At 35.6% G+C, this 23,743-nt stretch carries 21 protein-coding genes; 13 read left to right on the top strand and 8 right to left on the bottom strand.

Going from position 1 to position 23,743, the window contains the following annotated elements:
- The first annotated feature begins 105 nt into the window (after positions 1 to 105).
- Together F8162_RS28290 and F8162_RS28285 are read left to right on the top strand one after the other, a co-directional pair.
- Positions 106 to 1,737 (top strand): YceG family protein, encoded by a 1,632-nt coding sequence (locus F8162_RS28290; protein ID WP_151631910.1) that lies wholly within the window; start codon positions 106 to 108, stop codon positions 1,735 to 1,737.
- 18 nt (positions 1,738 to 1,755) lie between these two features.
- Positions 1,756 to 2,838: a toxic anion resistance protein gene (locus tag F8162_RS28285; RefSeq protein WP_001064402.1), complete on the top strand. Its 1,083-nt coding sequence runs from the start codon at positions 1,756 to 1,758 to the stop codon at positions 2,836 to 2,838.
- Positions 2,839 to 2,920: 82 nt separating this feature from the next.
- Here F8162_RS28285 and F8162_RS28280 read toward each other — a convergent pair whose 3' ends face one another.
- The gene (locus tag F8162_RS28280; protein WP_151631908.1) at positions 2,921 to 5,587 is read right to left on the bottom strand and encodes a cation-translocating P-type ATPase; all 2,667 of its coding nucleotides are present in this window, start codon (positions 5,585 to 5,587) and stop codon (positions 2,921 to 2,923) included.
- A gap of 189 nt (positions 5,588 to 5,776) precedes the next feature.
- Positions 5,777 to 6,001 (bottom strand): DUF1128 domain-containing protein, encoded by a 225-nt coding sequence (locus tag F8162_RS28275; RefSeq protein ID WP_000366197.1) that lies wholly within the window; start codon positions 5,999 to 6,001, stop codon positions 5,777 to 5,779.
- Between the two features lie 175 nt (positions 6,002 to 6,176).
- Between F8162_RS28275 and F8162_RS28270 the strand changes: the two genes are divergently transcribed.
- The 3 genes from F8162_RS28270 to F8162_RS28260 are packed head-to-tail and all read left to right on the top strand — an operon-like array spanning position 6,177 to position 8,086.
- Positions 6,177 to 6,641, top strand: coding sequence for a low molecular weight protein-tyrosine-phosphatase (locus tag F8162_RS28270; RefSeq protein WP_151631906.1), 465 nt, complete (start codon positions 6,177 to 6,179; stop codon positions 6,639 to 6,641).
- Between the two features lie 53 nt (positions 6,642 to 6,694).
- A complete protein-coding gene (locus tag F8162_RS28265; protein ID WP_151631904.1) occupies positions 6,695 to 7,210 on the top strand; it encodes a DUF4075 domain-containing protein in 516 nt (171 codons plus the stop codon).
- A gap of 6 nt (positions 7,211 to 7,216) precedes the next feature.
- Complete coding sequence (locus F8162_RS28260) at positions 7,217 to 8,086, top strand: YihY/virulence factor BrkB family protein (protein ID WP_048527901.1); 870 nt, start codon at positions 7,217 to 7,219, stop codon at positions 8,084 to 8,086.
- A gap of 185 nt (positions 8,087 to 8,271) precedes the next feature.
- Here the strand turns inward: F8162_RS28260 and F8162_RS28255 are convergent, their stop codons facing one another.
- Positions 8,272 to 10,197: a heavy metal translocating P-type ATPase gene (locus F8162_RS28255; RefSeq protein ID WP_151631902.1), complete on the bottom strand. Its 1,926-nt coding sequence runs from the start codon at positions 10,195 to 10,197 to the stop codon at positions 8,272 to 8,274.
- 270 nt (positions 10,198 to 10,467) lie between these two features.
- On the opposite strand from F8162_RS28255, the gene F8162_RS28250 reads away from it, so the two are divergent.
- From F8162_RS28250 to lepB, 3 genes are all read left to right on the top strand, one after another.
- Positions 10,468 to 11,418 (top strand): DMT family transporter, encoded by a 951-nt coding sequence (locus tag F8162_RS28250; protein ID WP_151631900.1) that lies wholly within the window; start codon positions 10,468 to 10,470, stop codon positions 11,416 to 11,418.
- Positions 11,419 to 11,540: 122 nt separating this feature from the next.
- Positions 11,541 to 12,221, top strand: a complete 681-nt coding sequence (locus F8162_RS28245; protein WP_151631898.1) for a lysoplasmalogenase — start codon at positions 11,541 to 11,543, stop codon at positions 12,219 to 12,221.
- 408 nt (positions 12,222 to 12,629) lie between these two features.
- Positions 12,630 to 13,166 carry a signal peptidase I gene (gene lepB, locus F8162_RS28240; RefSeq protein WP_151631896.1) on the top strand — a complete coding sequence of 179 codons (537 nt, stop codon included), beginning with the start codon at positions 12,630 to 12,632 and terminating at the stop codon, positions 13,164 to 13,166.
- Positions 13,167 to 13,208: 42 nt separating this feature from the next.
- On the opposite strand, the gene F8162_RS28235 is transcribed toward lepB, so the two are convergent.
- Positions 13,209 to 15,971: a tetratricopeptide repeat protein gene (locus tag F8162_RS28235; protein ID WP_151631894.1), complete on the bottom strand. Its 2,763-nt coding sequence runs from the start codon at positions 15,969 to 15,971 to the stop codon at positions 13,209 to 13,211.
- A 463-nt stretch (positions 15,972 to 16,434) separates the two neighbouring features.
- On the opposite strand from F8162_RS28235, the gene F8162_RS28230 reads away from it, so the two are divergent.
- Positions 16,435 to 17,028, top strand: a complete 594-nt coding sequence (locus tag F8162_RS28230) for a DedA family protein (RefSeq protein WP_151631892.1) — start codon at positions 16,435 to 16,437, stop codon at positions 17,026 to 17,028.
- 11 nt (positions 17,029 to 17,039) lie between these two features.
- Here F8162_RS28230 and F8162_RS28225 read toward each other — a convergent pair whose 3' ends face one another.
- From F8162_RS28225 to F8162_RS28215, 3 genes are all read right to left on the bottom strand, one after another.
- The gene (locus tag F8162_RS28225) at positions 17,040 to 17,468 is read right to left on the bottom strand and encodes an EamA family transporter (protein ID WP_000100307.1); all 429 of its coding nucleotides are present in this window, start codon (positions 17,466 to 17,468) and stop codon (positions 17,040 to 17,042) included.
- Positions 17,469 to 17,624: 156 nt separating this feature from the next.
- On the bottom strand, positions 17,625 to 17,771 hold the full coding sequence (locus F8162_RS28220; protein ID WP_000817786.1) for a BH0509 family protein: 147 nt from the start codon (positions 17,769 to 17,771) through the stop codon (positions 17,625 to 17,627).
- Between the two features lie 154 nt (positions 17,772 to 17,925).
- The gene (locus F8162_RS28215; protein WP_151631890.1) at positions 17,926 to 18,342 is read right to left on the bottom strand and encodes a pyridoxamine 5'-phosphate oxidase family protein; all 417 of its coding nucleotides are present in this window, start codon (positions 18,340 to 18,342) and stop codon (positions 17,926 to 17,928) included.
- Positions 18,343 to 18,521: 179 nt separating this feature from the next.
- On the opposite strand from F8162_RS28215, the gene cax reads away from it, so the two are divergent.
- Together cax and F8162_RS28205 are read left to right on the top strand one after the other, a co-directional pair.
- A complete protein-coding gene (cax, locus tag F8162_RS28210; protein ID WP_000482144.1) occupies positions 18,522 to 19,577 on the top strand; it encodes a calcium/proton exchanger in 1,056 nt (351 codons plus the stop codon).
- Between the two features lie 81 nt (positions 19,578 to 19,658).
- Positions 19,659 to 20,456: a YfkD famly protein gene (locus F8162_RS28205; protein ID WP_151631888.1), complete on the top strand. Its 798-nt coding sequence runs from the start codon at positions 19,659 to 19,661 to the stop codon at positions 20,454 to 20,456.
- Positions 20,457 to 20,493: 37 nt separating this feature from the next.
- On the opposite strand, the gene yfkAB is transcribed toward F8162_RS28205, so the two are convergent.
- Positions 20,494 to 21,621 (bottom strand): radical SAM/CxCxxxxC motif protein YfkAB, encoded by a 1,128-nt coding sequence (gene yfkAB, locus F8162_RS28200; protein ID WP_151631886.1) that lies wholly within the window; start codon positions 21,619 to 21,621, stop codon positions 20,494 to 20,496.
- Between the two features lie 214 nt (positions 21,622 to 21,835).
- On the opposite strand from yfkAB, the gene F8162_RS28195 reads away from it, so the two are divergent.
- Entirely contained in the window at positions 21,836 to 22,018 is a 183-nt protein-coding gene (locus F8162_RS28195; protein WP_000513547.1) for an SE1561 family protein, read from the top strand.
- Positions 22,019 to 22,222: 204 nt separating this feature from the next.
- Positions 22,223 to 23,743, top strand: coding sequence for a class I fumarate hydratase (gene fumA / locus F8162_RS28190; RefSeq protein ID WP_192797683.1), 1,521 nt, complete (start codon positions 22,223 to 22,225; stop codon positions 23,741 to 23,743).

Below are 23,743 nucleotides of genomic sequence, written 5' to 3'. Positions count from 1 at the left end.
ATGGGTTTGCTCGTTTTACGAGCGCCCATTTTTTATAACCAAAAATAGTTTATAATAGAAGAGAGACTTTATAAAAAAAGTAAATGTTTTTGGAGGTGAACTGTTGTGTTTTCACGTTTTACACTTCAACCATGTGCATTAAAAGACGAATCGGATTTAAAGCAATTTGAAGCGCTTTTAGAAAAACGCCCACAATATGAACTGACAGAGAATGAGATGAAGTTTAGTTATATAGCAACTCGTATTCTTGGTGTTCCTAATGATGTAGATGAATATTTCAATGAGCTATTTGATTATAGTCAAGTAAAAGGGATTGAGGTTTTGCATGAACAAAATTTAAATAAGGTGATTGATCCCGAAAAACTGCGCTATATTCAAGAGGTTTTTACATTACATCAAGAAGCACCGAATGGACTGACAGTAAATAGGCTTGTAGCCCATTTGTCTGGGAAACAACTATTACCACAAGTAGACAATCCTGACTTACAGCATTATATACATACGACGTTTATCTCTGTATTGAAATTGTATGAAAAACAACATAACCAATCATTAAAAACAGAAGGATTCCGTCGTTTCTTAATCGATATGATTAAGTTAAGTGAAAATTACGTAGCGAAGTGGTTCTCTACGATTAATTATAAGAAACAAATGCCGCGTATCGTTTGGTACGGTGATGCACAGGAAAGCCGTATATATTTCTTATACTTTCTTATTATGCTCGGCTGCGATGTACTTTATTATCATCCAGAAGGAAAAGATGGATTTGAGAATGTTGATGAGGAAGGAAGAAGTTTTGTTGTGTCTCATCCAAGTCGGATTTCTCTTGAGCCATTTCCAGACCGCCGCCGCGAGCGTGTAGCAACAGTAGCATATCAAGCTTCAAAAGAAATTGAACAAGTACTGCACCACGATAATTCACTATTGTACAAGCCATGGCAATTCCGTTCCTATACGCCTGTAGCTCGTACGCTCAAAACAACGTATGATGAACTCTTTTTAATTACGAAAGAAAAGGCGTTTGTACGCCCGACATTCTTTGTTGAAAATAAACACATTTATATCCCTTCTTTATTTGCGAAAATATCAGGTGTTTCAAAGAATGATAAAGAATATTTTCAGCGATTAAAGGCTATTACATCATTTGATAATAGTTTATTAATTAACACATTTCCGTTTACGAAAGAACAAAAAGCGAATTTCCAATACCATTACCGAGATGCGTTAGACCGCGGGGGCAAATTACACCCTGATTTAATTATGAACAGTCATTGGTGGCCACATAAGCGTCTGCCAGAAGGATTGCAACATGGTATTGCAGAGGCGATCATTCATGCGTGCGAAAGTGAAATGTGTAAACCCATTGGGAAAGAGACGAAACAAGATGTAGCGCTGTATGTTTTCGCACAACTTTCTCAAATACCGCCGAACATTTTAGAGCAACTTGAGAAATTTGATTACTCGCAAGAAGTACCGAAAATTGTTATATTTAATAATGAGAAGAGCGGAGAATTAAGCCGTTCGGATGCTGTTTTATTACTATTTTTAAATCAAATTGGAGTAGATGTATTCCACTTTAATCCAACGGGAAGAAATGATATTGAACCGTATATTGAGGCAGGAGCATTTGATTCCCATTGGCTTGAAGAAGTTAATTTCGATCTTGAGTTTCATGGTTCATCAGCCTATAAAAATTTATCACAAACAATAAAAGGACTATTTCGTCCATTTTTATAAGGAAAGGGAGAATGCCATATGAATAACCCAGTTATACTAGATTCGAAAACAGAATTAAATGAGCAAACGGCACAAGATGTTCGTTTACAACTTAGACAAGATGCAGAAGTACAACGTATTTATAATGCAGTAGATATTAAAGATCAGTTAGAATTAATCGAGCTTGGAAAAGAACCATCTATGGAAATTTCACGTTTCGCTGATCAAATTTTACATACAATGTCTTTATCAAAAATAGAAGACTCTGGAGAATTATTAAAACAGCTTGGTAAAATTATGGATAGATTTGATAGTAAAGACTTTGCGGAAGAGAAAAGCGGTTTCTTCTCACGTATGTTCAAAAAAGCTGATAAAATGATTGAACAGATCTTTAGTAAGTACCAAACAATGGGTCGCGAAATGGATAAAGTATACGTAGAAATTACAAAGTATCAAGATGAAATGAAAAAATCAATCGGCACGTTAGATGGTTTATATGAGCAAAATTTAAAATATTATTTAGACTTAGAAAAGTATGTAGTAGCAGGGGAAATGTTATTAGAGCGTTTAAATACAGAGCTCGTTCCGATGTACGAAGAGCGTGTGCGTAACAATGACCAATTAGCAGGTATTGAATTAGAATCACTGAAAAACTCTGTTGAAATTTTAGAGCAACGTATTGATGATTTAGAAAAAGCACGTATGGTTGCGCTACTGACAGCACCACAAATTCGTATGGTTCAACGTGGTAATAATAAATTAATTGGTAAAATCAATACAGCATTTATTACAACGATTCCTATCTTTAAAAATGGTATCATTCAAGCGGTAAATGCGAAACGTCAAAAGCTTGTTGCAGATTCTATGGCTGAACTTGATCGCCGTACAAATGAATTACTTAAGAAAAATGCACAAAATATCGCAACGCAAAGTGTGGAAGTAGCGAGATTATCAGGTTCTTCTAGTATTAAGATGGAAACACTTGAGGAAACTTGGAACATTATTTCAAGAGGTATGCAAGAAACACAACAAATTGAAGAGCAAAATAAACGTGAGCGTGAAGAGAGCCGCAAGCGTATGGCTACGTTAACAGAGAACATAAAAAAAGAATTACAAGGATAAAGTGAAACTTTAAACAACGGGGACATATCTCACAAATAGTGAAATAAATGAAAAGGCAATGAGGATTAATCCTCATTGCCTTTTAGTTTCTCTTTACTAATTTAATGATCTCATTCACAACAAGCGGAATGATACTTAATAAGAGAACAAATCCCCAATCTCGCATCGTTAATGCATGCACGCCGAATATATTTGCAAGAGGTGGGATGGAGATGATACAAACTTGCATAAGAACACCGATAAGAAGGGAGAAGACTAAATATTTATTTGTAAAAATCCCAATTGAAAAAATGGATTTCGTTCTTGAACGCAAGTTAAATGAATGAATGAGCTGAGAAAAACTAAGAACGACAAATGCCATCGTTTGAGCGTGTAATAGAGCATCTTCATCAATTTTCTCTGGGAAGAGAGGGAATAAATTTGTATCTCCGGTATAGAATTTTGCCCCTATGATAAAGGCTGTTAGCGTTAAAAGTCCAATGACAACTCCATTGAAAATAAGAAACGGAACGCTCCCACTAAATAGGCTTTCTTTCGCATGTCGTGGTTTTTCTTTCATCACATCTGGATCTTCAGGATCAACCCCAAGCGATAATGCAGGCAGTGTATCTGTAATTAAATTTACCCACAAAATGTGAATAGGTCGTAGTGGTGTTGCCCAGCCGAGCAAAATAGCTAAAAATAAAGCGATAATTTCTCCGAAGTTACAAGAGAGTAGGAAGAGAATTGATTTTTTTATGTTACGATAAATATTTCTACCTTCCTCAACAGCTTTCACGATAGATGAGAAATTATCATCTGTTAACACGACATCCGCTGCTCCTTTTGCAACGTCTGTTCCTGTAATACCCATCGCTACGCCAACATCCGCTTGCTTTAAAGATGGAGCGTCATTGACACCATCACCAGTCATAGAAACGATATTTCCTTTTGCACGTAATGCTTTTACGATCTTTACTTTATGCTCTGGAGAGACTCTGGCAAATACATTTAAGTGATTAATTTTATTTGCTAGTTCTGTATCGGGAATGTTATCTAATTCAGTTCCAATCATAATTTCAGATATTTCTTTAGCAATACCAAGTTCTTTGGCAATGGCAAAGGCGGTATCTTTATGGTCACCAGTAATCATAACTGTGCGAATACCGGCTTTTTTACATTCTGTAATGGAATCTTTTACTTCAGTTCGCGGTGGATCAATCATACCAACAAGACCGATAAAGATGAGGTTTTCTTCAAGATGATCTATATCCACATCGTTTGAATTATATTGTTTAAATGCGAATGAAAGTACTCTTAAAGCCTCTTGAGACATTGCCAAGGCAGCTTCTAATATTTGATTTTTATCAGCATCTGTTAGAACCTCGATTTTACCGTTTTTAAATATGTGGGTACATCGAGGTAAGAGTTTATCAATAGCACCTTTCGTCATACTATAGTAGCTTTCATCGTATGTATGCACGGTTGACATCATTTTACGATCTGAATCGAAAGGCAGCTCATTAACGCGTTCACGTATCTTTTCTAAATGATTTTTTTGCATGTTAAAAGTGTTCCCAGCAACAAGAAGGGCGATTTCGGTAGGGTCTCCTGTTTGTGAGTCGGGACCGTAAGAAGCATCGTTGCATAGCACCATATTTTCTAACAATAGACGTTGTACATCATTATTTACATTTAAGTTTTTTAAGTGGTCGTATGTGTTATCACTATAAAAGTGAGTAACGGTCATTTTATTTTGCGTTAACGTACCTGTTTTATCTGAACAAATAATTGTGACAGAACCGAGAGCTTCGACAGCTGGTAGTTTACGAATGATAACATTTTGTTTAATCATTCGCTGCACACCAATTGCAAGAACGATGGAAACGATAGCGGGCAAGCCTTCTGGAATAGCTGCAACGGCTAAACTAATAGCAGTCATAAACATTTCTAACGTATCTCGTCCTTGTAAAAAACCGATGATAAACATAATGACGCAAATAGCTACAGCGACAAATCCTAAATACTTTCCGACTTGTGCTAAGCTTTTTTGAAGTGGTGTCATATCATCGTCTGCTTCATGTAAAAGGGTAGCAATCTTACCAATTTGTGAGTTCATTCCAGTTTCAACAGCAACACCGACGCCTCGCCCGTATGTTACAAGAGTAGACATAAAGGCCATGTTTTTTTGATCCCCAAGTGGTACTTGTTCATCACTTTGCATAGAAGGGTGGTAAATTGCATCTTTATCAACAGGGACGGATTCACCAGTTAGAGCAGATTCTTCAACTTTTAAATTTGCTGTTTCGATAAGCCGTAAATCACATGGGATATAACGTCCTGCATCCAACATGACAATATCACCTGGAACGACTTGTTCAGATGGAATTTCTTTTAGTTCACCATCTCGCTTGACGATAGCTTTAGGTGTCGCCATTTTTTTCAATGCCGCTAAAGCTTGTTCTGCTTTCGATTCTTGGATGACACCGATAACCGCATTCAAAATTACAACGAGCGCGATAATACTGGCATCAGCCCATTCACCTACAAAGGCAGAAATAAGGGCAGCAATAATAAGGACATATACGAGGACGTCATTAATTTGGGCGAAAATACGCTGCCATAACGAGCGTTTTTGTTTTGTAGCTAATTCATTAAAACCGTATTGCTTTAAACGTTCACTTACAATTTCATCTGTTAAACCGTGTTTTTCGTTTGTTTCTAAGTTGATTAATGTTTGATCTTTCGTCTTACTGTACCAATTGCTCATAAGTAAGCACCTCCAGTAAAAACAGTTAGCAATGGTAGTGTTGCTATTATTTGCGAGTAGTATGTATGGAGAAAAAATCTAAGGTGAGGTTCTACTTCCATTGTACAATATTTTACAGTTGGTTGAGGAAAAGGGAAGAGTTGTCATGAATTTGTTGAAAATAAAAAAGAGCCTCATAAGCGAGGCTTTTTACTTTTTAATTAATGTACCTAATTCTTCTGTAATAGCTTGCATTTCACTGATGCTGAATGTTTCACGTTTCATAACATGTTCATAAATGTCACGTAAGTCTTCGTACATTTCTTCATTAAAGCTAGCGGCTCTCATCGCTCCAGCATTAACCATACGTAATTTTTCTTTAATAGCTTCGACCATATATTCAACGTTTTCTTCTGACTTTACGGATAAATCCACCGAAGTGTCCCCCTTTAAAATAACATAAGGCTATCTTAACATTTTTTATCATTTTCGTTAACGAATCTTTTCAATCCTATTAAATTAGTAGGGATTTCCTTTATAATTAATAATTGGTTGTTTATACTAATAAGTATATATTAAGAAATGCACCAAGAAGGGAAGAAACAAAAGTATGGTTCAAGTATTGTTTGTTTGTCTTGGGAACATTTGCCGTTCTCCGATGGCGGAAGCGATTTTTCGAGATCTTGTCGTAAAAGAGGGACTCGAAGAGAAAATTGTCATTGATTCTGCAGGAACTGGAGATTGGCATATTGGTCATCCGCCACATAAAGGAACACAAAAAATTTTAAAAGAAAATGCAGTCACTTTTGAAGGAATTAGAGCGAGGCAAGTAGAAAAAGAAGATTTAACAAAGTTTGATTATATTATTGCCATGGACAACAAGAATATAGCAGATTTAAAAAGTTTAGGTAAAACTGGAGGCTATATTGGTAGAATGTCCGATTTTGTTCCAGACGGTGGCTGGACAGATGTTCCCGACCCTTACTATACAGGGAATTTCCAAGAAGTATATGACCTTGTAACAGAAGGGTGTGCAAAGCTATTAGCTTTCATTCGAAATGAGCAAGGAATATGAGGAAGCTTAGAAAGAAATACTTTCTAACATAAGAAATGAAAGGGTGAAGGAATATGGCAAAGAAAAATAATATTGCTCGAAACATTGCGATTGGTGTAGCTGCAGGTGTAGCTGTATCTATGTTGAAGAAAGAAAACCGTGAAAAAGTAAAAAATACAGCGGAAAAAGCAAAAACAAAGATGATTGAAATTGGTGAAAATGCAAAGATCAAAGAAAAAGTGCAAACTGTTACAGATAAAGGACGTGAACTTGCTGACTTCAATGTAGTGAAAGCGAAAGTAGCGGAAATTAAAAAATTGACGCCGTCTGTTGTAGAGACGTTAAAAGAAACGAAAGAAATTTTTAGTAAGAAAAAGGTTGAGCCAGCAGAGAAGCCAGAAACGATTGAAATTCAAGCTGTATCTTCAAAAGTAGATGAGCTGAAAGCGGAAGAAGAGCCAGTAGTTGCTGAAGATGGCGGTATGAAAGAAGCGCGTGAACTATTTATGAAAGACTCAAATGCAGAGGAAAAAAAAACTGAAGCGTACATTGAGTTGAAGCAAGATAAAGAAGAGAAGAAAAGCGTTTAAACATATATGAGAAAAATTTTAGAAAAGGTGAGGAGACATCGTACTTATTCGTTTGGTAAAGATTTATATGACCGGACGATGCGCGATGATGTAGCGGGCTTGGCAGCACAGCTCGCTTATTTCTTCTTGCTTGCGATTTTTCCTGGGCTTGTTTTCTTAATTACGCTTCTTGGATTCATTGACCTTCAAACAGAAAGTGTGCTCAACTTATTAGAACCATACGTACCCGAAGATGCAATGTCCTTAATTGAAGTAAACGTTGATAAAGTTGTGAATGAGCAAAATGGTGGTTTATTATCATTTGGTTTATTATCGATGCTATGGTTTGCTTCAAATGGGGTAAATGCGGTTATGAATGCTTTTAACCGCGCGTATGATGTAACAGAAACACGTTCTTTTATTAAAACGAGAGCGTTATCCATTGTGTTTACATTAGCGATTATTTTTATGATTGTGTTTGCGCTAATTGTTCCAGTATTTGGACAAGTCATTGGGGCAGCGGTATTTAAAGCAATTGGTTTATCAGATAGTTTTTCTTACGTGTGGAGTATTACGCGGTTAGTAGCGAGTTTCTTCGTGTTATTTGCATTGTTTAGTTTTTTATATACATTTGCACCAGATCGAAAATTAAAAAGAAGAGAAGTCATTTCAGGAGCGACATTTGCTACTGTAGGATGGATTGTGGTATCGTACTCATTTGCTTATTATGTAGATAAGTTTGCAAATTACGCCAATACATATGGTGGTCTCGGTGGTATCATTATTTTAATGTTATGGTTCTACTTAACTGGATGGGTAATTTTACTTGGCGGTGAAATTAATGGTTTACTCCATCATTATAGAACGGGTGACAATAATTCCCGTAATGAAAAATGACCTCTTGTTCCATAATAATAGGGAACAGGGGGGATATTTCATGAGTAATAATAAAAAGAACCACAACAACAAAAATAACAATAAACAAAAGAGCAGTTCGCATCCAAAGCATAAAACGAGTAGTAGTGCGAACGGACATAATAGCTACCACTAAAATAAAACGGGTCCTCTATGAGGGACCCGTTTTATTTGTTTCCTTTTAATAACCGTAAGCCATTCAAAATGACAAGAATCGTACTTCCTTCATGCCCAATAACACCGAATGGAAGAGCTAAAAATTGTAAGAAGTTTGAGCAAATCAACATTGCAATTACAGCGAGCGAAAAGACTACGTTTTGCTTTACGATACGGTTCATTCGTTTTGATAAACGAATTGCTTGAGAAAGTCGAGATAATTCATTCTTCATAAGTACAACGTCTGCAGTTTCTAAAGCTACGTCTGTTCCTTCTCCCATTGCTACACCAATGCTAGCGGTAGCGAGCGCAGGGGCATCATTTATACCATCTCCGACCATTGCTACTGTCCCGTACTTTTCTTTTAGCTTTTTAATCGTTTCAACTTTCGTTTCTGGTAAACATGATGCGTAATATTCCTTTATATTACTTTCAGAGGCAATTGCTTTTGCCGTTTCCTCATTATCTCCAGTAATCATAATTGCCTCGACACCAATGCTTTGTAATTCACGAATAGCAGCTATTGTTTCTTGGCGAAGCGTATCTTTTAAAGCGATAAGTCCAAGAATGCCTTCTTCATCACTAATATAAACGACAGTTTTACCTTCTTTTTCAAGTGAGGCAGAAATACCATTATGAAATGTCTTTGTTTCTTCACCGATAAAATCAGCTTTACCTATTTTATAAGCTTTGCTTTCAAATATTCCTTTTACCCCAAAACCAGTTACATCTTCAACATTTTCTGGTTTTTTTAATGTAATGTCATACGCATGTTGTGCATATTTAACGATAGATTCTGCTAAAGGATGTGTAGAGTGGCTTTCAATTGACGCTGTAATAGAAAGTACTTCTTTTTCTGTTATATTTTCTCGAACATATACATCTGTTACGGTAGGTTTTCCTTCTGTTAATGTTCCTGTTTTATCAAAGGCGATTGCTTTTACAGAAGCGAGGCGTTCTAAATGTATGCCACCTTTAAAGAGAATTCCGTTTCTTGCACCGTTAGAAATCGCAGATAACGTTGCTGGTGTAATGGCAGCAACGAGTGCACAAGGGGATGCGACTACAAGTAAGATCATAGCGCGATAAAACGTTTCATTCCAACTCCAATCCAGTAAGAAGTGAGGGACGAACATCATAAGCGCAACAACGAGTAGTACACCTTTTACATATGTTCCTTCAAATTTTTCAATGAATAGTTGTGATGGTGATTTTTCACTTTGTGCACTTTGGACGAGACGGATAATCTTTTGGAATAATGTTTGATCGCTCGGCTTCGTAATTTTAACTTCGATAGCACCGCGTAAATTTACAGTACCAGCAAATACTTCATCACCATGTTTTTTTTCATTTGGAATAGGTTCACCAGTAATCGCTGCCTCATCGATATTTGTTTCACCACTATGAATCGTACCGTCAGCAGGAACGCGCTCACCTGGTTTAATTAAAATAATGTCGTTAATTTGTAATCGTCCAACAGGAACACGTTCTTCGGTTCCATTTGAAATACGTAATGCTTCTTCAGGTTGTAGATCAAGAAGCGCTGAAATTTCTTTTTGACTTTTACTTAATGTATAAGATTCCATCGCACCGCTTAGTGCGAAGATAAAGATTAAAATCGCGCCTTCTGCCCAGTAGCCAATGAGTGCAGCACCGATAGCAGCAAAGAGCATAAGCATTTCGACATTCAGCTCTTTCTCTTCAATTGTATCTTCAATACCTTCTTTCGCTTTTGCATATCCACCAACTATATAAGCAAGGATATAGCAAGTAATGCCTACATTCATTGCATCGTTCTTTGTGAATAACCAACCAGCTAAAATGAAAATACCAGATGCGATTGCAAATATAAGTTCATGATGTTTCTTTAATGTATCCCATAAAGAGGGATGAGAAATAGACTTTTGTACTTGTAATGTTTTTACTTCTGAGTTCATTACTACTCGCTCCTTCCAAATTCTTATTGAGAAAAATAATCAAAATCGAAACCCCTATAAAACGACGAAAGCTGCCATCCATAATGGATAGCAGCATTTCTGTTGGAACTGATTTTAATAATTATTATGTTGTAATTATTCTATAGTATAGCATATGTTTTCGTTAGATGATATGTTTTTGTTTGCGTATAAACTGAAAACTTGTGTTTTCACAATTCCTTTGGTATATATGGATATTGTTCATAAAAAGATCGGAAAGGAAGACAACAAGTGAAGACAGAGAAATTTTTTACCCATCCGATTGGCGTACTAATTGCTGCGATAGTAGCGACTTTTTTATGGGGGAGCGCATTCCCTTTTATTAAATTAAGTTATGCTGAACTTGGAATTCAGCCACAAGAAGTTGGAGAGCAAATATTATTTGCTGGTTATCGTTTCTTTTTATCTGGAGTCATGCTCTTATTATTCTTTAAAGTGTTAGGAAAAGATATGAGCTTCAAAAAAGGAACGGGTAAGCAGTTAGTACAAATTGGTTTATTTCAAACATTTCTTCAATATATATGTTTTTATATTGGAATGAGTTATAGTTCTGGTATTGAAGGAGCTATCATTTCAGGAACATCATCATTCTTTCAAATTTTACTTGCTCACTTTTTATATAAAGATGATGCTCTCAATATGAGAAAAATAATTGGGGTCTCTATCGGCTTTTGTGGTGTCATTTTAGTAAATGTACCGAGTGATGGTAGTTTGTCATTCCATTTCGGAATCGGTAGCTTATTACTTCTTAGCGCAGCAATGTTGTATTCATATGGGAATATATTGGCGAAAGAAGGTAGTAAAACATTAGATGTTGGCTATATGACAGCATACCAAATGATCTTTGGTTCTATCGGGTTATTATGTATAGGGGCTTTGCAAGTTGGAGTCATGCCATTTACATTTAGTGTACATGCAATATTTATGCTTATCTACTTATCTTTCTTATCCGCAGCAGGATTTTGTATTTGGAATACAATTATGAAGTACAACAAAGTTGGAAAAGTATCAATGTACATGTTCTTTATACCCGTATTTGGTGTGTTATTATCGAGCATGATTTTAGGAGAAGCAATTCATTCATTCGTACTATTCGGTTTAGCGTGTGTAGCTGCGGGAATTATCGTGGTGAATCGGACGCCAGCTAAGCAAAAAATAGAGCAAGAAAAACAAGTAGCATAGACAATGAGAAAACGATTACAATAGAAGAACAGTACTGTTCTTCTTTTTTTATGTAGAAAAAGGATAATAGACTAGGTGTAACGAAAAAAGATACAAAAAGCATTTATTGAGGAGAACATGTTATGAATCTACTTTACATGGTGTTAATCGGACAAATACTGCTATTTTTAATTGGTGCAATGTATGCAATAGGGCAGACAGAAAAGATAAGAAATAATATGCCGTTACCTTTAGCGGTGCGCCTTATTCTTAGTTTTTCTTTAACAGCAAGTGCAATTTGGATATGGTTACAAGATCCATCAGTAGAGTATAGTACGTGGGTTGCACTAGGTATGACGTTATCTACTGTAGGAGATTTATTTATGGCTGGTTTGATTCCAATTGGTCATAGGTTAATTGGAGGGATGATTACTTTCGCGCTTGCACATTGTTTTTATGTAACAGCATTTTTGCAAAAAGGGATTTCGTGGAATGGTTTTTGGATTGGTTTACTCGTATACGGACTCTTTCTCATTATAGGATGGTTCTTCTTTATCCGAAATGAGAAACAAGATAAATTGTTTACGATAGGAGCTCTAATTTACGGATTGTGGGTTGGAGGAATGGCTTGCTTCGCATTCGCCGTATACTATGAGAATACAGGAATATGGTGGATACCAGCTTTTGGTGGTTTACTATTTGTGATTTCTGATTTTATTATTGGCGTGACAGATATTGGAGGGCGCAAATTAAAGTATGAGCCACTTTGGATTTGGTTTACATATGTAGCGGCTCAAATGTGTATTGTATATGTGGGAATATAAAAAGATACTCTTCGAATAGTGGATAGACTATTTGGAGAGTATCTTTTTTACTATTTTCCTCCAGCCGAATTTTGAGAAGGTAGGTTTACTGCCCACAAATAGTAAAATAAATATAGATTATATTATTTAAAATAAGAAATTTATCCCGCTTTAATGGGCAGTAAGATCCCCACCTCAAAATTCAGCGAAGTCAAAGGATTTAGGTGGAGGATTAACTGCCCATAAAAGCCCGATTGGTTCAACTAATAATCAGTGGGGGATGAAGAAAACCCCCACTGATTAAAGTTTCACTTTATGAGGAGAGTTATTTTCAAGTTTGTGATATTACAATTTTGTAATTCAGAATTTTGTGGAAATTATACAGTTGAAGTCCTTATAATAAAAGTAAAAAGATGATGAGATGGTGGAATGATGCAAAAGAAAAAACGTTTGCGTGAATTCTTTGGAACAATTGCAATTGCATGTTTGTTAGTGTTTGTAGCGAAAATTTTTGTGTTTTTTCCTACGACTGTAAAAGGAGCGTCCATGAAGCCAACGTTACAAGATGGGGATAAGGTGATTGTTAATAAGTTGGCAAAGCAATTTGAAAGTTATGGGAGAGAAGATATTATTGTTGTGAAGACGGATAATTTTTATGTGAAAAGGGTTATTGGTTTGCCTGGCGATGTCATTGAGGTGAGAAATGATCAATTATATGTGAATCATGAAGTGATAGAGGAAGAATATTTGTATAGTAATAGAAAACAAGCTGAAAAAAAACTTATGAATTTAACAGAGGACTTTGGACCGATTACAGTTCCTAAAAATAAGATTTTTGTTATGGGAGATAATCGCCTAATAAGCAGAGATAGTAGAAATGGTTTAGGACTTATTGATAAAGCAGATGTATTAGGTGAATTAGCGGCAATTTATTATCCATTTGAACATATGAAAATAATGAATTAATATAAAAAACCAAGCAAATTTTAGTTTGCTTGGTTTTTTATGCTAAATCGTAGGAGACTCATTAAATGCATAGGCATCTTCATTATTTTTGTTCGTACTTAAAACAAATTTGTGCTGCAATAGTTGCAGTTTAAAGAATGCTAACGGATCGTGATACGTTTCTGGGTTGCTTCTTAACGTTGCTAATGTTTGCTCGTCTTCCTGTATTTCAAGTTGAGCTGATTCTACATTTTGTTTCAGTATGCTAAGTGGATCTTTAAAGAACATCATGATATCTCGTTCTAATGCGCCTTCAAATACTTCAAATTGAAGGAAGAATTGTTTTGAGATTGTTTGAGCAATTTCCGTATAATCTTCCGTTTCAATGTATTGTTTATATTTGTTTGCGAGCATAGATTGATTTTTTTGCATGTTACCAAATAGTTTTCCCGCACTCTTTAAGAAAAATTGTGTTGGTGTAAAGCGTAATAAAATATTGATGTTCGATACTGTAATTCGATTTGTCATACGTACAACATCTCGATGCCAATCATCTAGTAATTTGAAATCGCAAGGAAGTTTCATGCGTTCTTCTTTATATAATTTATTAAACGTTTCACTCATTTCATCTAAATAAGATTGAGCTTGAATAAATTCATTATGCGCTGTTTCAATCCACTCTTGAATAAATCCAGTAAATTTAGGAAGAAGCACTTGCTGTACATGTTTTTGAATTCGTTCGTTCATTGCAGCATTTAATTCTTCATGAACTAATTTGAAATCACTATCTTCTTGAACAAGGTCAGAACAGCTCTGTAATAATTCAGGAATTTGAGAATGGATATCTCGTGTGATTTCTTCTTTCGTTAAAAGATAAGATTCTGTAATAGAACGAATTTTATCTTTTTCAAGAGCAGTAAGATTGTTAATAAATCCGTTTAGTTTTACTGAGATATGTTTATTCCAGCGTACTGATTTCACTAATGTGTTTTCTAATTCCACACGTTCATTTACAAGGTATGCGATTGTCTTTTGCGTAAACCATATTAGTTTTTCTATACGTTCTTGTTCTATGTCGCGTCCTGCTAGATTAGAAAGAATAGACTCTGTGACATCTCCAAGTTGCTGACTACTCTCTTGTGAAGGAGAGTATGGGAAGAACTGCGCATTTGAGAAATGGACTTTAATCTTACTCATTAGTTTTTCATTATTGGACGTATTATTTGTGTGTAATACGAAATGGATTTGTAAGTTTGGTACTTGTTCACGTAAATAAAGTAATGTATCAAGCTCTTCACCGTGTAATGGTGAAGCTGAATTTAATACGTAAATAAGGCTATCTGCTGCTTGTAAGTATTCAAAGTATGAGCTGTTTTTATCCACCTGTCCTTGAACAGATGGCGTAACAAGAAATGCAAACTTATTTTTTCTTAAAAATCTACTTGGTAATTTAATTTCTATACATTTTTTCTCAAGTTCTGATTCGGGAGGTGTAGCCAGTATTTGATGGAATTCATCAAAGTTTGGTATATTGTGCACATCTAACGCAGTGAATTCTGTTATTTCAGTTTGGCTAGCATCTTTAAATAGAATAGGAGTTGTCACAGTCTCAGTTAAGATGTTCTCTCCTAATATAGAATTGACGAATGAAGATTTATCAAGGTCACTAGTTCCCGCTATTAGTAATTGTGTCACATTTAAATCACATAGTTCATGAACGAGTAACGTAAATTGATGACTTAAATCTACATCATTTTTTTCAGCCCATACAGCAATTGTTTCGAATAAATGAGAAACGGTTTCCATATTTACATTTGTTTCAGCTGTTGAATTAGAGAGTAGGGCTCCTGCACTTTTTACGAGTAATGACTCTAAAGTTGTAGGTGAAACTTCATTCCATGCTAACACTGCAGCAGAGACAAATAGGGCATCTTTTGCTTTCGTTAAACTAAACCAATTTGTTAATAGATTAGGTACAAGACCTTGCATTTCATGCATGAAATGTTCACCAGTAATTAATTCAAAGTACGTATCTTGATAGCGTTCAATAATTTCATGCCAATCGTCATTGTTGTCTGTTTCAATATGTAAGAATAAATGATTTATTGTTTGAATCCAGGGTAGATGCAAGTTTTCATTTTGATAGCTGTTCCAAAGAGCAATAACAAGTTCTTTAAATTGGACTTGATCAATTGCATATAGAGCTTTTAAAGATTCATAAAAATATTCTGGTTTGATTTGTTTTGTAAATCCTTGATTCACATAATTGATTAAAGTATCGAACCAATGTAATGATTTTGTTCGAATTCCTTCTTGCACGGCAAGTTCGATGGCGTTATTCCAATCCTCTTGTTTTTCATAGAATGAGCGAGCAATTGAAGTAATATTTGGATAGTCAGGTTGGAATGCAACAGCCTCACTAATCGTCTTAAATGCTAGACCTAAACGATCTTGTTCGATATAAAGAGAAAGAAGTTGTAAGGAAACTTCCATTGTAAGAGTTGTATCTTCCGTTTGGATAGATTGATACATTTCTTCTGCTTTTGGCAAGAATCCTAGTTCAAAATAAGAATCTGCAATATTTTTGGTTGCCCAAAGTGCAAGTTCGTTATTTACTTTCTCCCATTTAAATATTGCTGCTTCAAAGTCTTTATTTTGGTAATAAAATTCACCTTGAGCAAAGCGGATATTAGAAATGTTGGAGAATTCATTGGTAGATTCATTTATATATGCTTCACCGAGTACTTCTGATATTGGAGTAGAAGTTTCTTCTGTTAAAAATGTTTTATAGTAAACTTTTTGGATAAATTGATTTTCAATGGTCATGTTCGTTCCCCCTGTATAATTTAGAAAAATGATGTTGTATGTAAAGGGTGCATGTTCTTTTAATAGGTAGAAGTTGCATTATATCGACCAAACTATATTTTTGCTAGGTATATCATTTTTCCTGAGAGTTAAACCGTTGCGAAAAGTAACTTTCCTTTATTGTAACAAAAAAACAAGCATATGAATTTTTATTTTTTAATCCCTCTATTTGTGGGGAGTAGGACTAGCGCTTCAAAAATCGGTGAATACAGGGGAAGTAGTCGGAAGTCGGGCGCCTAATTGGTGTGTAATGAGGATGAACAAATCACCACTGATAATGGTTCACTTTCTTCCTGATAAAGGAATGGATAGAAGTAGAGTTCATTATAAAAACAATGTATAGTGAATATGTATACCATGTTTGTCTGAAAGATAGAAAGGGCACAATGTGGAATAACGATCGTGCATAGGATGTGTCTTCCGAATGGAACAACATATTGGCGAGTTAATCGCACATTATGGGTATTTTGGAATTATTATAGCTTTAGCTGGCGGGATTGTTGGATTACCGATACCAGACGAGTTTTTATTGACCTTCGTTGGTTATAACGTTTCAAAAGGTGTTATGTCAGGAACTGCTGCGTTTTTAAGTGGGATGGCTGGTGCGATGTTAGGTATTACATTAAGCTACATATTAGGTTTAAAACTTGGACTTCCTGTTTTAAGAAAGTATGGGCCGAAGATTAGAATTAAAGAACATCACATTGAAAAAACACATATTTTATTTGAAAAATATGGTCCATTTCTTTTAATGATTGGTTACTTTATCCCAGGAGTACGTCATTTAACAGCATATTTTGCTGGGATGTCGAATTTAACGATCTGGCGTTTTTGTTTGTACGCTTACGGTGGTGCACTTATTTGGATAAGTGTTTTTATTGGGCTCGGCTGGAAGTTAGGAGAGAAGTGGCGTTTCGTTGAGTATAGTCTACATCATTATGGAATATGGATTTTATTTATTTCAGTAGTTGTTATATGCGTTGTATGGTTTTACATAAAGAAAAAGAAAAACCGCTAATAGCGGTTTTTTTAGCTGAAAGCGATAAATAGTACACCAGCTGTAATAAAGACTACGCCAACGCCAGTCATAAAGTTTAACTTTTCACCGAGTATAATCATCGCGAGAATGATAGAAAATACGACGCTTAATTTATCGACAGGAGCCACTTGTGAAACTTTGCCTGTTTTGAGGGCAAGAAAATAAAATAGCCATGACGAAGCACCTGCAACCCCACTTAATGTGATAAAGAGCAGTGCTTTTTTATTTAACAGTACGTCGCCAATATTTTGAAATTTACCTTGGATAATAATAACGCCTACCATAAATAATGCCATAATAATAGAACGAACCGTTGTCGCGACATTGGCATCGATTCCATCTAAACCAATCTTTCCGAAAATAGATACAAGGGCAGCAGCAATTGCTGATAGTAGTGCGAATAAGAGCCATGAACTCATAGTAAAATTCCTCCAATCTTACATTATTATACATGAAAACCATTCTCACGTATAAAGTGAAACTTTAATCAGTGGGATTTTACCGTCCCGCAAATAGCGGAATAAATAACGAAATAATCCCCACCTTATATTACTAATAAGGTGGGGATTATTATACTACTCTGCAATTTCCTCATACAAAAAGTACGTTACATTATAAATATGTTCTACTTCATCGTCTGTCATAAATAATAATTCGTCACGCTCAATCCCTTTTTTCTTTTCAATAAACTCAATCATGTTTTTGCGTTCTTCTCTTTTCATCAATTTTATTTCTCCTCTCAATCTGTTTTAATACAGTTTATTTAAGTTACTGCTATTATACAACAGAATCTTTAGAAAGTTCCACCTATTTTATTGTTTTTTTCAGAAGAACTTTTCGACAAAACAAGCCCACCTAAGGTGGGCTCGTTTTGTTTTATAGTCGTAAAAACTCGGGCTCCGTCGTACCAGCACCATCGATGTAATAAATTGTGTCGGGATTGATTTTTATTAATACGTAATTAGGGTCTTCAGGACCGAGTAACCAACGTTTTAAGCTATTATTCCAAAACTTATTTTTTAATGTGGAGTCTTCTTCAATGGAGGCTAAGCCTTCCACTTCAATATAGTCTTCATCTAATTTTTTTCCTTCACGTCCAAGTAGTACATGGACATTTGGATTGTTTTCAATATCTGTTATCTTTTTTGATTTCCGATCCGTTGCAATATATAACACAAAATCTTCATGGAAAAACATCATAAAGGCACTATGTGGTTTGTTTTCACGTACAGTGGATAATACACCAGTTCTTTGACCACCAATAATAGTTGCGATTTTTTCTTTTAAATGCATGCTTTTAACCCCTCTTTATAATTTATTGTTTTCTCCGTTTAAACAAGATAATTTGAATATCTTTCATACTGTTTTCTTTAATCCGATTTTTTAAACGTAATTGTGATGAAATCGGACAAGTTAGGAGAAGAATAATAATAATATCGAGGAGAAATACATACGATGGAAGGATGAAAAGCATGTTTAATAAAATATTTCTTATAGTAGCGCTGATCGGGGTACCACTTTCTGTACTTGGAAAAACGCTTCATTGGCCTCAAACAATTATGTTCGCTGTGTATTGCATTACGATTATCGCATTAGCGGGTTTTATGGGGAGAGCGACAGAAAGTTTGGCAATTGTATCGGGTCCTAGAATAGGTGGATTGTTAAATGCTACTTTCGGTAATGCTGTTGAACTCATCATTTCGATTTTTGCACTTCAGGCAGGATTAATTGAAGTTGTGTTAGCTTCTTTAACGGGTTCTGTACTTGGAAATTTATTATTAGTAGGAGGACTTTCCTTCTTTGTAGGGGGGCTTAAATATAAAAGACAAAGTTTTAATGTGTATGATGCAAGGCATAATTCAGCTTTATTAATCTTTGCTGTCGTAGTAGCTTTTGTTATTCCAGAGATTTTTTCAATGAAGATGGACGCTGGAAAGACGTATCAATTAAGTATCGGTGTATCTATTATTATGATTATTATGTACCTCGCTGCGCTGCTATTTAAGCTCGTTACGCACCGCGGTGTATATCAACATAAAAGTGATGAAGTAGCTCATGAGGAAGAACCGGAGTGGTCGAAAGGGAAAGCACTACTCATTTTAGCAATAGCGACAATTGCGGTCGCTTATGTGTCAGAGGCGCTCGTGCATACATTTGAGACAGTTGCAAAATCATTTGGTTGGTCAGAGTTATTTATAGGGGTTATTATCGTTGCAATTGTTGGGAATGCAGCGGAACATGCATCTGCAATTATTATGGCGTATAAAAATAAAGTGAATATTGCAGTTGAAATTGCGATAGGTTCTACGTTACAAATTGCCATGTTTGTTGCTCCTGTATTAGTACTGCTTTCTATGTTCTTTACGCAAAGGATGCCTTTAGTATTTACAATACCAGAACTTGTTTCTATGATTACAGCTGTTTTCTTAACGATTGCAATTTCAAATGATGGAGATACAAACTGGTTTGAAGGCGGTACTTTACTAGCAGCGTATGTCATTATGGGAATTGGTTTTTATTTATTATGAAAAATAGGCATAACAATTGTATTGAGAGAACACAATAAACAAAGTAGTATATATACCTTTACGTAGGAAGGAGCCAGACAGGTGAAACGAGTATACAGCATATGTCTCTCAACTATGGTCTCGTTTATTCTATTATTTCCTAACATGAGTTTTGCAAAGACAACGGTAGAAACAAAAATGCCTTCATCTGTTTTAAATATTTCTAAAGACAATACGTTTCCAAATGATGCGCAAGATTTACCGCGTTTACAGCCGAGTAAGTTTGCTCAAGAACTATTGAAAACAGCAAATATTAAAATTGAAAATCCGGACTTAATTCGAATGTTTAATGAAACGACAATTTCGAATGCGCCGCTTGCGGTAGGGTACCGAGCGAAGATTTATTTAGGTCAATGGGCTTTAAATTATGAATCGGTGGATACATCGGTTAATTGGGAATATAAACAAGTAAATCGCAATGTGTACGATAATCGCGGAGGAGATCGCTTATATCCGCTACGCTATAAGCAAGAAACGCAAAAGACGGTTGAAGGCGATTTAACAGCAGATATGAAAGATGCTGCAGATGTGAAAAAAATGATGCTTCTCAAAGCACTTGAAAAAGTACAATTGCCACTTTCATTTAAAACGACTATTGGTTATGGTACCGGACATGAGCGCGTGTATAATATTAGCCCGAGTCAACTTGGATATTTATATGCTTATACACCAGCGGTAAATGAAAAAGGAAAAGTAACGTTTGGAGAAGTGTACCTTGTGTTAAAAGGAAATCAAAAAAGGCTTGTTGTAAAAAATATTACCTCACAAGGAATCGGAGCTGCTATTCCAATTCATGATCATTTGTATTTTAAATTCATTTCTTCTTCTCATTCGCAATAATATGAAAAAACGTCAGCTTATAAGCTGACGTTTTTATTTATAATGTAATATTTGCTGTTTTTGATAAGAAATCTTCTGTTGGATAGTAGCTGTTTTTTACAAGAACATTCGGTCCGAGGCATTTTACTGCAGGACAGTGACAGCTTAATGATTTTGCTGTTTTTGAAGCACTCCATTTGTCATACGCTTCTTGTAGTGTGTTTGTTTGTACGTTACCTAGAAGAGGAACATCACCGAAATCAGTTACAATAATATTTCCATCGAAAATGTTAACGTTTAAACGAGAACGGCCATCTGGATCGTTACGAACTGTTACATTTTTGCTTTCTTGTAATTTCTTAAATGTGACGATGTCTCGCTCGTCATCGCTACAAGCGTAGAAAGGTAAAGTCCCAAATAACATCCATACATTTTCATCGCGAATTTCTAGTAAATGCTCAATTGCATCACGAATTTCAGCTTTTGTTAAAATTTCTAGATTGCTCGCAAAATCACTCGGATACATTGGATGAACCTCGTGACGTTTACAGCCCATCTCTTCGACAATTTGACGATGAATATGTTCCATGTGCGGTAGAGTTCGTTTATTCAGCATCGTTTCGGCTGATACGAGTACACCGGCATCTGATAGAGCTTTACTATTTGTAATCATTCTTTCGAATAATTTTGCACGTTGTTCATAAGTAGGTTTACGTTCCATCATTGCAAATCCACCTTCAACGAAGTCATCGATTGTTCCCCAGTTATGAGATATATGCAATACGTCTAAATAAGGAATAATTTGTTCGTAACGTGCTAAATCTATAGTTAAGTTTGAGTTGATTTGAGTGCGAACGCCTCTTTCATGGGCGTATTTTAAGAGTGGTGTTACATAGTTGTCGACGGATTTCTTTGAAAGCATTGGTTCTCCGCCAGTAATACTTAAAGAACGTAAATGAGGAATCTCATCTAATCGTTTTAATAAAAGCTCCATTGGAAGCGGATTTGGATCTTTCGGCTGTAATGTGTAACCAACAGCACAATGCTCGCAACGCATATTGCATAACGTTGTCGTTGTAAACTCAACGTTTGTTAATAGTAGTTTGCCGTACTCTTCAAGGTCCATATACGCTTCCCATGGATCGTAAGAAGGAGTAATCGGCTTCATTTTTTGTGATATCGTCATATGAAATACTCCTTTGACTATTGAAATAACAATTTGTCCATTCTCTATAATAGAAGAATATGTACTTTTTATAAAGTGAAACTTTTTTTTGGGAAAAAGAGAGAGGGCTTACATTTGAATGAATGACTGTGACAAAATTGATGAAATTACATATCCATAACAATCATTTTTGCGGTATAATAAAAGCAACTCGAATTAAAAGGAGAGTGCCTTCATGGGAAAAGCAATTGAAGATAAAGATTCACAATTAGTATATTTAAAAGAACGTTTAAATATGTTCATTGAAGTAATTGATACAATTGAACCTGAAGAAGTAGAGTTAGAAGATGTAGATCGTCTTCTTGCGATGTTAGATGAATTAGAATTAAAATGTGAGCAATTTAAAAAAGACGAATAATATATTAAAAAGGCTGCCAATGTAAAATTGGCAGCCTTTTTCTGTATGGATAATAGAAGGACGGTAGAAAAAAAGGTATAATCAAGTTGTGAAAAATTTCATTTAACCGCAAATAGCGGGATAAATAAAGAGCTGAAGAATATAATAATGGAATTTTCATTTCATAACGTTTTGGTAGCGTTCACAATTGAGGGGGAAGTAACAATGGAAAAGCTTCAAGAAAGCATGTATCAACTAATTGTTGAAACGTCAACGAACTTACCGAAAGATGTTCGTCGTGCGATTCAACAAGCGAAAGAACGAGAAAATGCAGGGACTCGTTCTGCGATGGCACTTGGCACAATTACGAATAATATTAAAATGGCTGATGATAACATCTCGCCAATTTGCCAAGATACAGGGATGCCAACGTTTAAAATTTATACACCAGTTGGTGTGAATCAACTAAAGTTGAAGGAAGCTATCTATCATGCGCTTGAGCGGGCGACAAAAGATGGTAAACTTCGTCCCAATTCTGTTGATTCTCTTTTTGGAGACAATAGTGGAAATAATTTAGGACCAGGTACACCGGTTATTAAGTTTGAACAATGGGAAAAAGATTATATTGATGCACGTTTAATCCTAAAGGGCGGTGGCTGTGAGAATAAAAATATTCAGTATAGCTTACCGTGTGAATTAGAAGGACTTGGACGCGCTGGCCGTGATTTAGAAGGGATTCGTAAATGCCTTCTTCATGCAGTATATCAAGCACAAGGTCAAGGGTGTAGTGCAGGTGTAATTGGTGTTGGTATCGGGGGAGACCGCACATCAGGTTACGAATTAGCAAAAAATCAATTATTCCGTACATTAGATGATGTCAATCCAGTATCAGAGCTACAAAAACTTGAAGAGTACGTATTAGAAAATGCGAATAAGCTTGGCATTGGTACGATGGGATTTGGCGGAGAAACAACTTTACTTGGTTGTAAAATTGGTGTGTATAACCGTCTGCCAGCTAGCTTCTACGTATCTGTTGCATATAATTGCTGGGCATATCGCCGCCTTGGCGTAACAATCCACCCTGAAACAGGTGAAATTATGGATTGGCTATATCAAGAAGGTGACGATACACTTCAGCAAGAAGCACAAGAAAAAACAGAGCAACGTGAGATTGTATTACAAGCACCAATTACAGAAGAGCAAATTCGTGAACTTCGCGTTGGTGATGTTGTAACAATTAATGGCATGATGTATACAGGTCGTGACGCAATCCATAAGCATTTAATGGATAACGATTGTCCAGTAGATTTAAAGGGACAAGTTATTTATCACTGTGGTCCAGTTGTCGTGAAAGATGAAAATGAAAACTGGCAAATTAAAGCGGCAGGTCCAACGACAAGTATTCGTGAAGAACCGTACCAAGGCGATATTATGAAGAAATTCGGTATTCGCGCTGTCATTGGAAAAGGTGGTATGGGTACGAAAACATTAGCAGCTTTAGAAGAACACGGTGGTGTATATTTAAATGCAATTGGCGGTGCAGCACAATACTATGCTGAATGTATTAAAGAAGTAAAAGATGTTGATTTCTTACAATTTGGTATTCCAGAGGCAATGTGGCATTTACGTATCGAAGGATTTAAAGCAGTTGTAACGATGGATTCTCATGGTAATAGCTTACATGCAGATGTTGATAAAACATCACTTGAAAAATTAGCTAGTTTTAAAGAGCCAGTATTTAAGTAA

It is taken from the genome of Bacillus sp. CH140a_4T, from assembly GCF_008923725.1.
Lineage (GTDB): Bacteria > Bacillota > Bacilli > Bacillales > Bacillaceae_G > Bacillus_A.
This window is presented reverse-complemented; position numbering and strand designations above follow the sequence as displayed.

What these genes read in the sequence shown, in the direction of transcription:
- F8162_RS28285 (WP_001064402.1), top strand. Translation starts at nt 1,756, where the DNA reads ATGAATAACCCAGTTATACTAGATTCGAAAACAGAATTAAATGAGCAA.
- F8162_RS28280 (WP_151631908.1), bottom strand. Translation starts at nt 5,587, where the DNA reads ATGAGCAATTGGTACAGTAAGACGAAAGATCAAACATTAATCAACTTA.
- F8162_RS28270 (WP_151631906.1), top strand. Translation starts at nt 6,177, where the DNA reads ATGGTTCAAGTATTGTTTGTTTGTCTTGGGAACATTTGCCGTTCTCCG.
- F8162_RS28265 (WP_151631904.1), top strand. Translation starts at nt 6,695, where the DNA reads ATGGCAAAGAAAAATAATATTGCTCGAAACATTGCGATTGGTGTAGCT.
- F8162_RS28260 (WP_048527901.1), top strand. Translation starts at nt 7,217, where the DNA reads ATGAGAAAAATTTTAGAAAAGGTGAGGAGACATCGTACTTATTCGTTT.
- F8162_RS28255 (WP_151631902.1), bottom strand. Translation starts at nt 10,197, where the DNA reads ATGAACTCAGAAGTAAAAACATTACAAGTACAAAAGTCTATTTCTCAT.
- F8162_RS28245 (WP_151631898.1), top strand. Translation starts at nt 11,541, where the DNA reads ATGAATCTACTTTACATGGTGTTAATCGGACAAATACTGCTATTTTTA.
- lepB (WP_151631896.1), top strand. Translation starts at nt 12,630, where the DNA reads ATGATGCAAAAGAAAAAACGTTTGCGTGAATTCTTTGGAACAATTGCA.
- F8162_RS28235 (WP_151631894.1), bottom strand. Translation starts at nt 15,971, where the DNA reads ATGACCATTGAAAATCAATTTATCCAAAAAGTTTACTATAAAACATTT.
- F8162_RS28230 (WP_151631892.1), top strand. Translation starts at nt 16,435, where the DNA reads ATGGAACAACATATTGGCGAGTTAATCGCACATTATGGGTATTTTGGA.
- F8162_RS28225 (WP_000100307.1), bottom strand. Translation starts at nt 17,468, where the DNA reads ATGAGTTCATGGCTCTTATTCGCACTACTATCAGCAATTGCTGCTGCC.
- F8162_RS28220 (WP_000817786.1), bottom strand. Translation starts at nt 17,771, where the DNA reads ATGAAAAGAGAAGAACGCAAAAACATGATTGAGTTTATTGAAAAGAAA.
- F8162_RS28215 (WP_151631890.1), bottom strand. Translation starts at nt 18,342, where the DNA reads ATGCATTTAAAAGAAAAAATCGCAACTATTATTGGTGGTCAAAGAACT.
- cax (WP_000482144.1), top strand. Translation starts at nt 18,522, where the DNA reads ATGTTTAATAAAATATTTCTTATAGTAGCGCTGATCGGGGTACCACTT.
- yfkAB (WP_151631886.1), bottom strand. Translation starts at nt 21,621, where the DNA reads ATGACGATATCACAAAAAATGAAGCCGATTACTCCTTCTTACGATCCA.
- F8162_RS28195 (WP_000513547.1), top strand. Translation starts at nt 21,836, where the DNA reads ATGGGAAAAGCAATTGAAGATAAAGATTCACAATTAGTATATTTAAAA.
- fumA (WP_192797683.1), top strand. Translation starts at nt 22,223, where the DNA reads ATGGAAAAGCTTCAAGAAAGCATGTATCAACTAATTGTTGAAACGTCA.